Here is a 12,462-nt window from a genome sequence, read left to right as displayed (position 1 = left end):
ATTACAGTGTTACAAGAACGCACTTTTGGGTAAGTACCGGAGGCGAGGATGCCCGCGAAGCGCTACTACTGCCCGGTCGAGGTGACCGTCGACCTGATCGGCGGCAAATGGAAACCGGTCATCCTCGCGCATCTCAAGGAAGGCGTGCGGCGCTACGGCGAACTGCGCCGGCTCATGCCGGGCACCAGTGAGAAGATGCTGGTGCAGCAATTGCGGGAGCTGGAGGCCGACGGCCTGGTGCGCCGCACCGTGTATCCGACCGTGCCGCCCCAGGTGGAGTACGACCTGACCGAGGAAGGCTGGAGCCTGGTCCCGGTGCTGACCGCCCTCTACGAATGGGGCGAGAAGCGGTGTGCGCGAACGGGAGTCGTGATCGACGAACCGTAACCCCCGTTCGCGTGGGCGATTACGCGGCCTTGTCGCCGCGCTCGAGGTGCTCGTCCCGCAGCTTCCGGTGCATGGCGCACCGATGCACCGGTCCGGGCTTGACGAATGCGGGATCCAGGCGTTGGGCGAAGGTGAGGTTGTCGCGACGCCAGCAATCCATGCAAACCGGCTCGTCCATGATGTCCTCCTCGGGGTTCTCCGCGTTGAAAGCCTCGCAGCGGTGGAGTTCCCCTTTTTCATGGAATCAGCCGGTCGTGTCCATCACCTCACCGGATTGTTACGAGCGATGGCGTCAGGTCGCGGACGGGCTCAGGGCGTCGGCCGACAGCGCGGTCAGATAGTCGCGTTCGGCGGGGGTGAGCGGGCGGGACGCGCCGTCGGCGATGGCGACCAGGACCGAGGTGGCGGTGAGGTAGACGGTGGCCGCGTCGCGGATCTGGTGCGCCAGTGTGAAAGACGAGGTGCCGATGTGCTGCACCACCGTCGTCACGGTCACCGGGTCGCGGCGGAACACCAGCGGGGTGCGGTAGCTGAGGCTTTGTTTGGCGACCACGACACGCCATGCGGCGTCCGGGGATTCGTGCGCGGCCAGCAGGTCGGCGCGGGCCTCGTCCAGGTACTGGGCGAACACCACGTTGTTGAGGTGCTGCAGCGCGTCCATATCGGTGCGCCGCAATTGGATCTGGTAGGTGTGCATCAGGCGGTCAGCTCCTCGAGCATGCGGCGCTCGGCATCCGGGATCGGACGCGATTTCTGGGTGGCCTGATCGAAGGCGACCATGACGCACACCGCCTTCGAATACACCACGTCGTCGTCGCGGATCTCCTGTTCCAAGGTGAACGAGGAGCCGCCCACCCGGGTCACCCAGGACTCCACCCGGACCGGGTGCGCGCGGTAGCGCAGCGGGACCAGGTAGTCGATGTCCATCTGGGCTACCACGCTGGAACCGGAGAACTCGCGCGACCGGAACAGGTCGATCCGGGTTTCCTCCAGGTAGCGCAGATGTTCGGCATTGTGCACGTGCCCGTCGGCGTCCATATCGGACCACCGCAGGGGGCAGAGGAAGAGGTGTCGAGCCACCCGGCATTCATACCAAGCGGGCGCTGGGGGTCGTGCGGGGCTACCCCGTGCCGGGCCGGGCGAGCAAACGCAGGAAGTGCTCGACCTCGGCCTGAATGGCGTCCCGGCCGGGGCCGAGATACTTGCGCGGATCGCTGAGCTCCGCATCCCCGTCCAGCACGCCGCGCACCGCCTCGGCCAGCGCCACGTTCAACCGGGTCGCGATGTTCACCTTCGCCATCCCGTGCCGCACCGCCGACCGCAACCCGGCATCCGGCACCCCCGACGACCCGTGCAGTACCAATGGCACCGGCAACTTGGTGGCGAGCCGCGCGATCAGCTTGTCGTCCAGGCGGGCGTCCCGGCGGTGCATGGCGTGCGAGGACCCCACCGCCACCGCCAGCGCGTCCACGCCCGTGGCCGCCACGAACGCCACCGCCTCGTCCGGATCGGTCCGCACCCCCGGCGCGTGCGCCCCGTCCTTGCCGCCGACCTCGCCGAGCTCGGCCTCCACGTGCACGCCGCGCTCGTGGCACCATTCGGCGATGCGCGCGGTCTGTGCCAGATTCTCCGCGTAGTCCAGGGCCGACCCGTCGAACATGACCGAGGTCATCCCCAATCCGACGGCCTCCCGGATCAATTCGAAGGAGGTCGCGTGATCGAGATGCACCGCCAGCGCCGCCCCGCTGCCGCCCGCGACCTCCAGGCAGGCGCGTGCCAGCGGCCGCAGACCCCCGTGATACCGCACCGTGTTCTCCGAAATCTGCAGCACCGCGGCCTTCTTCGTGGCTTCGGCGGCCGCCGCGATCGCTTCGGCGTGCTCCAGCGCGATCACATTGAACGCGCCCAGACCGCCCGGCCGGGCCGCCACGATCAGATCGAATATGGGTAGCAACGGCATCCGCGTCTCCAGCAGCTAGCAGTTCTCACGTACGCCTCTCCCGCGCACTCGCCCCCAGTTCGCTGACCACCACCGCGGGCAGCAATCGCGCCCGCAAACAGGTGTCGATCGCCCCGGCGATCGGAACCACCACGGCCGCGGCCGAAGTGGCGATGGCATCCCGCAGGATCTCGGGCCAGTCCGGTGCGCCCCCGGCCGCCAGCCCCGCCGCCACCGCAGCCGCGGCGGCATCACCCGCGCCGGTCGGATTGCCCGACAACGGTTCTCCCAGCCAAGCGGCCCACGCGCCGGACGTGGTCACCGCCACCATCCCCGCCGCACCGCGCGTGGCGATCACGGCTTTCACGCCGCCGTCCACCAGCGGCCGCAGCCGGGCGGCCAAGGCTGATACGCTCTCGTCCGGGGCGGCGGGCCCGATCAGCCGGACGAGTTCCTCGCTGTTCGGCATCAGTACGACGCCGGGAACGGCCGCGGCGAGCAGCAGCGCCGGTCCGTCCACATCGCAGATGACCGGCACTCCCGCGGCGAGCGCGGTCCGCGCCAGATCGGCGGGCACCGAATCCGCCACACCCGCGGGCAAAGAGCCCGACACCACCAGCCCGCGCAGCTCGGGCAGCAGCGCCCGTACCCGATCCAGCAACCGGTCCACCGACTCCCGCGGATCGTTCACCCGGGCCCCCGGCTCCCACAACCCGGTAGCGGTCCCGTCCCCGGACTCACTGACCACCAGCGTCCGCCGCACCCAAGGCAGCGCCGGCACGAAGTCCGCCGCCAATTCCGCCGCCACGGCCGCCCCGAACTCCAGATCCGCGAATCCCGTGGCGCGCACCGGCTTCCCCAACTGCGCCAGCACCCGCGCCACATTGATCCCCTTACCCCCGAGCCGCTGCTCGACGGTCAACACCCGCTGCGCCCGCCCCCGCGCCAACCGCTCGACGCGATAGGTGACGTCGTACGCGGGATTCATTGTGACGGTGAGGATCACGACGACCTCCGGTCCGAACTCGGCCCACCACGGTCCCGACCCGCCGCCGGCTCGCGACCGTGTGGGTGTGCGGCCGCCCATCCTCGAGCCGAATACCGGTCGGTGGTCATGACAGCCACCGGCCGCGGCGGAGTACCCGGAGTAGTCGCAGGTTGTCGTCGAGGATCAAGGCGTCGGCGTACATGCCGGGGCGGAGGTCGCCGAGTTCGGGGAGGGCGGTGGCGGCGGCGGGGGTGGCGGTGGCGGCGGCTATCGCGTCGATGAGGGGGATCGTGCAGTGGTGGACGGCCCAGTGGAGGCATTGCAGGAGGGTGGCGGTGCCGCCGGCGATGGAGCCGTTGGGGACTCGGGCGGTGCCGTCGGTGACGTGGACGGTTTGCGGGCCGAGTTGGTAGGTGCCGTCGGGCATTCCGGCGGCTTGCATGGCGTCGGTGATCAGGGCGATGCGGCGTGGGGCGGTGGCGAAGGCGAGGGCGGCGAAGCCGGGGTCGAGGTGGACGCCGTCGCCGATGAGTTCGAGGGTGGCCTGGTGGGCGGCGGCTGCTACCAGGGCGGCGGCGATGGGGCCGGGGTCGCGGTGTTGCAGGGGGCGCATGCCGTTGGCCAGGTGGGTGACCAGGGTGGCGGGGCCTTCGGGTGGGAGGGCGGCGCGGAAATCGGGGAACGCGGCGTCGCTGTGGCCGAGGGCGACGGTCACGCCGTTCTCGGTGAGCAGTTTCGCGGCGGCGGCGAAGCCCGGGAGTTCGGGGGCGAGGGTCATGACGCGCAGCGTGCCTGCGGCCGCTTCCAGCAGGCGTTCGATCAGGCGCGGGTCGGGGTGCCGGAGGAGAGCGGGGTCGTGTGCGCCGCACCGGGTTTCGGACAGGAAGGGGCCTTCGATATGGATACCGGCCAGGGTGCCGTCGGCGACCAGGCCGCGCAGGGTGGTCACCTGGGCGATCAGGTTCTCGGGCGTGGCGGTGACGATGCTGGCCAGCACGGAGGTGGAGCCGGCGCGGTGGTGGAAGGCGGCGGCCGCGGCGGCTTCGGCGGGGTCGACGGTGTCGAAGCGATGGCCGAAGCCGCCGTGATTGTGAATGTCCACCAGGCCGGGCACGATGGTGCCGAGGAACGCTGGGGGCGATTCGCGGGGCGTGGCGGAGCGTTGCGGGACTTCGTGAATGGCGGTGATGCGTTCGCCGCGCACGGTGATCACCGCGTCGTCACGGACGCCGGCGGCGGTGATCAGTCGGCCGCGCAATTCCATACGGACCCGATCCTCAGGCGAGCGCACCGGCGCGGGCCAGCTTCGCGGCGCCGACCAGTCCGGAGCGGATACCGAACTCGCCCAGGGCGACTCGCGGCACGGGCGCGACGCGCAGCAGCGCGGACAGCCGCGAGTGCAAGGTGTCGGTGAGGACCGGCCCCGCCCCGGCCAGGCCGCCGCCCAGCACGATCAGTTCCGGGCAGGTGGCGTGGATGGTGCCCAGCAACGCCTCGGCTATGGCGTCGATGGCATCGTGCACCACCGCCCCGGCATCCCGGTCGCTGCCCAGCGCCGCGAAAACCGCTTCGGCTCCGGAGATTCCGCGTCCGGTGCGGCGGGTGTACGCGCGGGCGATATTGGGTCCGGACGCGACGGTCTCGACGCAGCCGATATTGCCGCAGGGACAGGGCAGGCCGTCACGGTGCCGGACCGGAATGTGGCCGAACTCGCCCGCCTGCCCGGCCGCGCCGCGCACCAGCCGGCCGCCCACCGAGAGCATGCCGCTGATGCCCGTGCCGACGATGAGCACGCACACGTCGTCGCTGCCGCGGCCCGCGCCGTAACGCCATTCGGCCCAGCCCGCCACGGTGACATCGTGGTCGATGAGGACCGGTATGCCCCAGCGCTCGCCGAAACGGTCGCCCACCTTCACATCCCGCCAGCCGATATTGCTGCTGAACACCGCCAGCGAGCGCGCCGGATCCACGATGCCGGGCAGGATGACGGCGGCCCGGGCCACGCGATCGCGGCGGGCGGCGGGCAGTTCGCCGAGCAGCCGCGCCCCGAGATCCTCCATGGCGTCGAAAGCGGCCACACCGCGCGGGGTGTCGACGGTGGCGGTGCTGACGACCGCGCCCGCGCCATCGGTGATCTCACCCTTGATGGTGGTACCGCCCACATCGATGCCGAGCACCAGATCCCCGGCAGCGACTTCGTTCACCATGTTCCCCTTACCCGACCGGAATCATTGCAGCACAACCGAACGGCTCAGACCGCGCGGATGATCGGGATCCAGTCCGAGTTCGGCCGACCGCAGCAGGCACAGCCGATGCACCCGCACCAGCTCGGCCATGGGGTCGATGCCACGATGCTCGAAATTCGCTCCGGTGCGGACGATCTCGTCGGCGAGCCCGGCGGGCAGCGCACCCAGCCCCCACACCGCCCGGCCCGGCGCGGCAATGCTGATCGGTCCGTGCCGGTATTCGGCGGCCTGGTACGACTCGGCCCAGGACTGGCAGGATTCCCGCAGTTTCAAGGCGGCTTCGTCGGCCAGCGCCGCCGCGAAACCCATACCCACGAAGGAGATCTGCGCGGCCCCGCGCACCCCGGCGAGCGAGATAGCCGGATCTTCGCCGAGTACCGCGCGCGCCTGTGCGATCACCGGATTCAGGTCTTCGCCGAGATGCCAGCGCAGCACCGCGAGGGCCGTCGTCGCGAACCGCGTCTGCACCACCGAGCGCTCGTCCGCCCAGTCGATCAGGATCGGATCGGCCGAATCCAGCACGGGGGTACCGGGACTGGAGCAGATGACGGTGCGCGGCACCCCGGCGGGCAGCGCGCGCAGGGCGTCGATCACCTCGGTGGTGGTCCCGGACCGGCAGATCACCAGGTACCGGTCGTACTCCCGGGTCCGCACCGCGCTGGCGGGCCAGGCATCGGTGAGCCCTTGACCGGCGGCTTCTCGCACTGCGGAAACGGCGCGCGCCATGAACAATGAGGTCCCGCAGCCGATCACCGCCACGCGTTCCCCGGCGGCGGGCAGCAACTCCCGATACTCGGCGGCAACCGCGGCGGCTCGCACCCAATCGTCGGGCTGGGTGGCCACCTCTGCGGCCAAATGGGTTTCGGGAATCCGATCGATCGAGCTCGGCACTCACCCAGCATCAACCCAGTGATCGTTCATGTCAATTTTACAGTCCAAACGAGCACATTCGATCAAGAACGGCAGTAGATTCAGGCCACTCGACTGGTTCGGTCCGCATCCGTGGTTCGTCACGTCGGGTGTGAACTTGAAAGGTCCCGATCGTGAAACGTCCACTGCGCGGCGCGCTTTCCTCGATGGCGTTGCTCACCGGCCTGGTCCTGACGGTATCGTCCTGCGGGTTCGGGGGGAACAAAACGGACGACTCGGACCCGAATCACCTCACTTTCCTGGCGCCGGTCTACAGCGACGGCACCAAGGGCGCGTGGGACGCGATCATCGCCGACTTCCAGAAGGCCAATCCCGATATCCACGTCGAATTGCAGATGGAGTCCTGGGATTCCATCAACGACGTGGTCCGGACCAAGCTGCAGTCGAAGTCCACCACCCCCGACATCCTGAACATCGACGCCTACTCCACTTTCGCCACCGACGGCCAGCTCTACCCGGCCACCGAGATCGTGGACGCCGCGGTCATCGCCGATATCCAGCCGGGTTTCGCGCGCAATGCCTCGATCGACGGAACCCAGTGGGCGCTGCCGCTTTTCGCCTCCACCCGCACCCTGTTCTACAACACCGAACTGTTCGCCAAGGCCGGCATCGCGAGCCCGCCCAAGACCTGGTCCGAGCTGACCGACGACGCCAAGAAGATCCAGGCGCTCGGCGGCGGGGTGTCCGGCTACGGCCTGCCGCTCGGCAGTGAGGAAGCCCAGGGCGAGACCTCCATCTGGACCTTCGGCGCGGGCGGCAACTGGTCCGACGGCGGCAAGATCACCGTCGACAGCCCGGCCAATCTGGAGGGCGTGCAGGCCATGAAGGCCATCGCGGAAGCCGGTGTGACGCAGGCCAATCCGGGCGCCACCAATCGCGCCGACGTGCTGAATGCCTTCTATCAGGGCAAAATCGGCATGATCGAGGGCCTGCCACCGACCATCAGCCAGATCGCGGCCAAGAACCCGGGCCTGAAGTACGCCACCGCGCCCTCGCCCACCAAGACCGGCGATCCGGTGACCCTCGGCGTGGCCGATCACCTGATGGCGTTCAAGAAGGACGGCGCGAAGGCCGCGGCGGTGAAGAAGTTCCTCAGCTACTTCTATTCCGCGGCGGTGTACGCGAAATTCGTGTCCGGCGAGCACTTCATCCCGATCACCGAGAGTGCGGCCAAGGCGCTCGCCGACGATCCGGTGACCAAGGCGTTCGCGGCGACCCTGCCGGTGGCCAAGTTCTACCCGAGCAACAACCCCAAGTGGGGCGCCGCGCAGGGCGCGATCAAGCAGCAGATGGGCACCATCGCGCAGGGCAGTGATCCGGCCGCGGTGCTGGCGAAGATCCAGCAGGCGGCGAATTGAGCAGTGGCCGGGGCCGATTCGCGCCGACGCTGCGGGCGTTGCCGTGGATCGGCCCGGTGCTGGTGCTCATCGCGGGGGTGGTGGCGTTCCCCGCCGGGTACATGGCGTGGACCTCCACCCGGGACCTGAACGCGTACGGCCAGGATCGCGGATCGGCCGGATTCGGCAACTTCCGCAGGCTTTTCGATCTGGAAGAGCTGGGCGGTGTGCTCGCGCACACGGTCGTCTGGGTGGTCGCGGTCGTGATGATCACGCTGGTGCTGTCGGCGGGGCTGGCGCAGTTCCTGAACAAGGACTTCCCGGGCCGCACGGCGGTGCGGCTGGCCATCCTGGTGCCGTGGGCGGCCTCGGTGGTGATGACCACCAGCATCTTCTATTACATGCTGGATCCGGACGTCGGCATCGCCAATCGTTTCCTGGTCGATATCGGCGTGCTGGACAAGGGTTTCGGCTTCACCAAGCAGCCCGGTCCGGCGTTCGTGGTGGCGATCGGGGTGGCGGTGTTCGTCTCGATTCCGTTCACCACCTACACGATTCTGGCTGGGCTGCAATCGATTCCGGGTGATATCGACGAGGCCGGGCGGGTGGACGGCGCGGGAGCCTGGCAGCGCTACCGGCATCTGACCCTGCCGCAGCTACGCCCGGCCATGGCGGTGGCCACGGTCATCAACATCATCAACGCCTTCAATTCGCTGCCCATCCTGCAGGTGCTCACCGGCAGCATCGCGGGCTTCTCGGCGGACACCACGACCACGTTGACATTCAAGCTGATCCGGCAGAACCAGCAGGTCGATACCGCCGCGGCGATGAGCGTGCTGAACTTCGTGCTGATCATGACCATTATCGCGATCTACGTGAAGCTGATCCGCCCGGCGGGGGAGGAGGCGCGATGACCCGGCGGCGCTGGGGACTGACCGCGATCGGGGCGCTGCTGGCGGCGGTGTTCCTGCTGCCGTACCTGGTGATGGTGCTCGGTTCGCTGAAACCGCGCGCGGAGATCCTGCGCATTCCGCCGACCTATCTGCCCGAGGAATGGCGGCCGGGCAATTACGGAAGCGTGTGGAGCGCAACCGAAACGCCGCTGCCGTTCAACCTGATCAGCACCCTGGTGATCTCGATCGCGGCCACCCTGCTGGTGCTGGCGGTGGCCGTTCCCGCCGCGTATTACACGGCGCGGCGGCGGTTTCCGGGCAAAGCCGTGTTCCTGGGCCTGGTGCTGATCACCCAGATGCTGCAACCCGTGGTGCTGGTCACCGGCCTGATCCGCGAGTTCTTCGCGCTCGGCATCAACGACACCTGGGTGGCCATGATCCTGGTGAACGCCGCATTCAATCTGTCCTTCGCGGTCTGGATCCTGCACAGCTTCTTCGCCGGGGTGCCGGTGGAGGTGGAGGAGGCCGCGCAGCTCGACGGCCTCAACCGCTGGCAGATCCTGACCCGGGTGAGCCTGCCGCTGGTGTGGCCCGGCATCGTCACCGCGACCGTGTTCGCCTTCGTGTCCTGCTGGAACGAATTCGCCGCCAGCCTGGTCATCCTCACCACGCCGGAGAACCAGCCGCTGTCGGTGGCGCTGACCAAGTTCATCGGTCAGTACGACACGGCTTGGCAATATGTCTTCGCCATCTCTACGGTCGGCATCGTGCCCGTTGTCATTCTGTTCGCGCTCATCGAGAAGCGCCTGGTCGCCGGCCTCACCGCCGGCAGTGTCAAATGACCGCACCCGCCGATCGGTCCCAGCGCTGGAATCGCCTGCTGGAACTGCTCGCCCAAGGGGGACGGCTGTCGGTGGAGGAGGCCGCCGAACGGCTCGCCGTCTCCCCGGCCACCATTCGCCGGGACTTCACCGCGCTGGCCGATCAGCAATTGGCGACGCGGACGCACGGCGGGATCGTGGCCACCGCCGTCGCCTACGACCTGCCCGCGCGGTATCGCGGGGGCGGCGGCGAGGCCAAGCAGCGGGTCGCGGAACACGCGGCGGGACTGGTGCGGCGGGCCGAAGTGGTCGGGCTCAACGGCGGCACCACCACGACGGCGGTGGCGCGGGCGCTGGCCGGGCGGCCCGACCTGACCGGGCCGGACGAGCTGACCATCGTCACCAACGCGCTCAATATCGCGGGGGAGATGGTGTTGCGGCCGCATCTGCGCACCATCTGCCTGGGCGGGATGGCGCGGCGGGAATCCTATGAACTGCACGGGCCGCTGGCCGAACTGGCGCTGGCCGAATTACGCTTGGACACCGTGATTCTCGGGGTCGGCGCGATCTCCGCGACCGCCGGGGCGCAATGCCGGCACCTCGACGAGGCGGGCGTGAACGCGGAAATGGTGCGGCGCGCCGAACGGGTGATCGCGGTGGCGACCGCCGACAAGCTCGACCGCACCGCGCTGGCGCGGATCTGCCCGATCGAGGCCATTCACACCCTGGTGATGGACGAGGCGGCGGACCCGGCCGCCATTGCCGCGATCCGCGAGGCCGGGGTCGAGGTGCACCTGGTCTGATCCGGCGACCCGGCGGGCTACCGTGGAGGCGAACCGTCGAGAAAGGGGCTGCTGATGCGGGAACTTCGGGTCGCGGTAATCGGATTCGGGCTGGCCGGGGCGGTGTTCCACGCGCCGTTGATCGCCGCCGAACCGCGGCTGCGGGTCGCGGGCGTGGTGACCGGATCGGCCGAGCGGGGTGCGCAGGCGCGGCGGGAGCATCCGGGCGTACGGGTGTTCGCGACGGCCGACGAACTGTTCGCGGCGGCGGGCGATTTCGATCTCGCCGTGATCGCGACGCCCAATCGCACGCATGGCGATCTCGCCGTGCGGGCCCTGGAGCACGGGCTGCCGGTGGTGGTGGACAAACCGTTCGCGGTCACCGTCGCGGCGGCCGAACAGGTGGTCGCGGCCGCCGACCGAGCGGGGCTGGCGTTGTCGGTCTTCCAGAATCGGCGCTGGGACAATGACTTCCGGACCGTGCGGGCGCTGATCGACGCCGGCCGACTGGGTACCGTCCGGCGTTTCGAATCCCGCTTCGAACGCTGGCGGCCGGTCACCAAGGGCGGCTGGCGGGAGACCGGCGGCGCCGAGGACGGAGCGGGCATTCTGTTCGACCTCGGCAGCCATCTGGTCGATCAGGCGCTGACGCTGTTCGGCCCGGTCACCGAGGTGTACGGCGAACGGGATCGGCGTCGCGACGGCATCCGGACCGACGATGACGCGTTCCTGGCCCTCACCCACGCGTCCGGTGTTCGCTCGCATCTGTGGATGAGTGCCGTTGCCCCGCAACTGGGTCCGCGCTTCCGGGTGCTCGGCTCCGAGAACGCCTATGTCAGTTACGGTCTCGATCCGCAGGAAGCCGACCTGCGCGCGGGCCGGCGGCCGGACGACGGAAAGCCCTGGGGCGTAGTGGAACCCGAGCATTGGGGCCTGTTCGGAACCCCGGACGACACGCATCCGATTCCCTCCGAACCGGGCGATTACCCGGCCTTCTACCGTGCCATGGCCGCTGCCGTCGACGACGGCGGCCCGGTGCCGGTGGACCCGCGCGACGCCATCGAAACCCTGAAGATTCTCGAAAGCGCCTGACCGTCAATTGATTCGGAAGCGGTTGCGGTACTCGGTCGGAGTGGTATCGAGGGTGCGGCGGAATGCGCGGGTCAAGGTGTCGGTGGTATTGAACCCGCAGGCGGCGGCAATGCGCTCGAGGGTGTGGTCGGTGGTCTCGAGCTGATTGCGCGCCACTTCGACGCGCGCGGATTCGAGATACGCGGCGGGCGTCATGCCCAGCTCGGTCTTGAAGATCCGGGTCAGCTGACGATCGCTGACATGCGCGTGCGCGGCCAGATCGGCCACGGTGATCGGTCCGGACAGATGCCGGGTTATGTACTGGCGCAGCACTTCTACCCGGCGCGTGGTGGAGACCGGTTCGAGATTGACGCTGAACTGGTTCTGGCCGCTCGGGCGCTTGAGGTACATGACCAGCTGCCGGGCGACGCGCAAAGCCGCCTGCTCGCCGAAGTCGTCGGCGACCAGCGCCAGCGAAAGATCGAGGCAGGCGGTGAGTCCCGCGCCGGTCCAGACGCCCTGATCGACGATGAAGATGGGATCGGCGTCGACCCGCACGGCCGGATGGTCGGCGGCGAGCTGCTGTGCGGTGGACCAGTGCGTGGTGGCGCGCTTGCCGTCCAGCAGCCCGGCGCCGGCCAGAATGTGCGCGCCCACGCACACCGACGCCACGCGGCGGGTCTGCGCGGCCAGGCGTTTCACCCACTCCACCACCATCGGATCGCAGAGCGCGCGGACCCGGCGCGCAGCGTCCACCTCGACCGCGCCCGGCACCAGCAGGGTGTCGATGGCGCGCCCGGAGATCTCCTCGAACGTCACGTCGGGCAGCACCCGCACCCCGGCCGCCGTGGTCACCGGGTCCAAAGTTTCAGCGGCCAGCACCACCCGATACCCGGTCGGCTCGTCCATTTCCCGCTGCAGCAGCGCGAAGACCTCCGGCGGTCCGGTCACGTCCAGCAGATCGACGCGATCGAAGAGGACCACGACGATGAGCCGTTCCAGGGCGCCCACACTGATCTCCCGTCGGTCGGCGATGTCGGTATCTGCATGTTGCATGACATTGCCGAC

At 69.1% G+C, this 12,462-nt stretch carries 15 protein-coding genes; 6 read left to right on the top strand and 9 right to left on the bottom strand.

The annotated features are described in order from the left end of the window. Positions 1-48: 48 nt before the first annotated feature. Positions 49-387, top strand: coding sequence for a winged helix-turn-helix transcriptional regulator (locus NY1_RS19385; protein ID WP_067715060.1), 339 nt, complete (start codon positions 49-51; stop codon positions 385-387). A gap of 19 nt (positions 388-406) precedes the next feature. Here NY1_RS19385 and NY1_RS43050 read toward each other — a convergent pair whose 3' ends face one another. The 8 genes from NY1_RS43050 to NY1_RS19350 form a co-directional block, all read right to left on the bottom strand. After that, positions 407-565: a hypothetical protein gene (locus NY1_RS43050; RefSeq protein WP_157762345.1), complete on the bottom strand. Its 159-nt coding sequence runs from the start codon at positions 563-565 to the stop codon at positions 407-409. A 114-nt stretch (positions 566-679) separates the two neighbouring features. After that, positions 680-1,084 carry an acyl-CoA thioesterase gene (locus NY1_RS19380; protein ID WP_084535117.1) on the bottom strand — a complete coding sequence of 135 codons (405 nt, stop codon included), beginning with the start codon at positions 1,082-1,084 and terminating at the stop codon, positions 680-682. After that, entirely contained in the window at positions 1,084-1,467 is a 384-nt protein-coding gene (locus NY1_RS19375; protein WP_218028392.1) for an acyl-CoA thioesterase, read from the bottom strand. The genes NY1_RS19380 and NY1_RS19375 overlap by 1 nt, the downstream gene beginning before the upstream one ends. A 40-nt stretch (positions 1,468-1,507) precedes the next feature. Then, on the bottom strand, positions 1,508-2,347 hold the full coding sequence (locus NY1_RS19370; RefSeq protein WP_067715053.1) for a class II fructose-bisphosphate aldolase: 840 nt from the start codon (positions 2,345-2,347) through the stop codon (positions 1,508-1,510). Positions 2,348-2,372: 25 nt separating this feature from the next. Continuing rightward, positions 2,373-3,332 carry a hexose kinase gene (locus tag NY1_RS19365; RefSeq protein WP_267888426.1) on the bottom strand — a complete coding sequence of 320 codons (960 nt, stop codon included), beginning with the start codon at positions 3,330-3,332 and terminating at the stop codon, positions 2,373-2,375. 106 nt (positions 3,333-3,438) lie between these two features. After that, positions 3,439-4,578: an N-acetylglucosamine-6-phosphate deacetylase gene (locus tag NY1_RS19360; protein WP_067715050.1), complete on the bottom strand. Its 1,140-nt coding sequence runs from the start codon at positions 4,576-4,578 to the stop codon at positions 3,439-3,441. Positions 4,579-4,591: 13 nt separating this feature from the next. Next, on the bottom strand, positions 4,592-5,518 hold the full coding sequence (locus NY1_RS19355; RefSeq protein WP_233434390.1) for an ROK family protein: 927 nt from the start codon (positions 5,516-5,518) through the stop codon (positions 4,592-4,594). Positions 5,519-5,542: 24 nt separating this feature from the next. After that, the gene (locus tag NY1_RS19350) at positions 5,543-6,451 is read right to left on the bottom strand and encodes an SIS domain-containing protein (RefSeq protein ID WP_067715044.1); all 909 of its coding nucleotides are present in this window, start codon (positions 6,449-6,451) and stop codon (positions 5,543-5,545) included. A gap of 152 nt (positions 6,452-6,603) precedes the next feature. On the opposite strand from NY1_RS19350, the gene NY1_RS19345 reads away from it, so the two are divergent. The 5 genes from NY1_RS19345 to NY1_RS19325 are packed head-to-tail and all read left to right on the top strand — an operon-like array spanning position 6,604 to position 11,415. Then, complete coding sequence (locus NY1_RS19345) at positions 6,604-7,848, top strand: extracellular solute-binding protein (protein ID WP_067715041.1); 1,245 nt, start codon at positions 6,604-6,606, stop codon at positions 7,846-7,848. Then, positions 7,845-8,741: a carbohydrate ABC transporter permease gene (locus NY1_RS19340; protein WP_067715038.1), complete on the top strand. Its 897-nt coding sequence runs from the start codon at positions 7,845-7,847 to the stop codon at positions 8,739-8,741. Before NY1_RS19345 ends, NY1_RS19340 begins: the two co-directional genes overlap by 4 nt. After that, complete coding sequence (locus tag NY1_RS19335; protein WP_067715035.1) at positions 8,738-9,562, top strand: carbohydrate ABC transporter permease; 825 nt, start codon at positions 8,738-8,740, stop codon at positions 9,560-9,562. Before NY1_RS19340 ends, NY1_RS19335 begins: the two co-directional genes overlap by 4 nt. Further along, entirely contained in the window at positions 9,559-10,344 is a 786-nt protein-coding gene (locus NY1_RS19330; protein ID WP_067715032.1) for a DeoR/GlpR family DNA-binding transcription regulator, read from the top strand. Before NY1_RS19335 ends, NY1_RS19330 begins: the two co-directional genes overlap by 4 nt. A 54-nt stretch (positions 10,345-10,398) precedes the next feature. Beyond that, on the top strand, positions 10,399-11,415 hold the full coding sequence (locus NY1_RS19325; RefSeq protein ID WP_067715029.1) for a Gfo/Idh/MocA family protein: 1,017 nt from the start codon (positions 10,399-10,401) through the stop codon (positions 11,413-11,415). Positions 11,416-11,418: 3 nt separating this feature from the next. Here NY1_RS19325 and NY1_RS19320 read toward each other — a convergent pair whose 3' ends face one another. After that, on the bottom strand, positions 11,419-12,450 hold the full coding sequence (locus NY1_RS19320; RefSeq protein ID WP_218028391.1) for a GlxA family transcriptional regulator: 1,032 nt from the start codon (positions 12,448-12,450) through the stop codon (positions 11,419-11,421). Positions 12,451-12,462 lie beyond the last annotated feature (12 nt).

The sequence above is a fragment of the Nocardia yamanashiensis NBRC 100130 genome, from assembly GCF_001613325.1.
GTDB classification, from domain to species: domain Bacteria; phylum Actinomycetota; class Actinomycetes; order Mycobacteriales; family Mycobacteriaceae; genus Nocardia; species Nocardia yamanashiensis.
This window is presented reverse-complemented; position numbering and strand designations above follow the sequence as displayed.

Excerpts from the sequence above, each read along its gene's own strand:
- NY1_RS19385 (WP_067715060.1), top strand. The coding sequence starts at position 49 with ATGCCCGCGAAGCGCTACTACTGCCCGGTCGAGGTGACCGTCGACCTG.
- NY1_RS43050 (WP_157762345.1), bottom strand. The coding sequence starts at position 565 with ATGGACGAGCCGGTTTGCATGGATTGCTGGCGTCGCGACAACCTCACC.
- NY1_RS19380 (WP_084535117.1), bottom strand. The coding sequence starts at position 1,084 with ATGCACACCTACCAGATCCAATTGCGGCGCACCGATATGGACGCGCTG.
- NY1_RS19370 (WP_067715053.1), bottom strand. The coding sequence starts at position 2,347 with ATGCCGTTGCTACCCATATTCGATCTGATCGTGGCGGCCCGGCCGGGC.
- NY1_RS19360 (WP_067715050.1), bottom strand. The coding sequence starts at position 4,578 with ATGGAATTGCGCGGCCGACTGATCACCGCCGCCGGCGTCCGTGACGAC.
- NY1_RS19335 (WP_067715035.1), top strand. The coding sequence starts at position 8,738 with ATGACCCGGCGGCGCTGGGGACTGACCGCGATCGGGGCGCTGCTGGCG.
- NY1_RS19330 (WP_067715032.1), top strand. The coding sequence starts at position 9,559 with ATGACCGCACCCGCCGATCGGTCCCAGCGCTGGAATCGCCTGCTGGAA.
- NY1_RS19325 (WP_067715029.1), top strand. The coding sequence starts at position 10,399 with ATGCGGGAACTTCGGGTCGCGGTAATCGGATTCGGGCTGGCCGGGGCG.
- NY1_RS19320 (WP_218028391.1), bottom strand. The coding sequence starts at position 12,450 with ATGCAACATGCAGATACCGACATCGCCGACCGACGGGAGATCAGTGTG.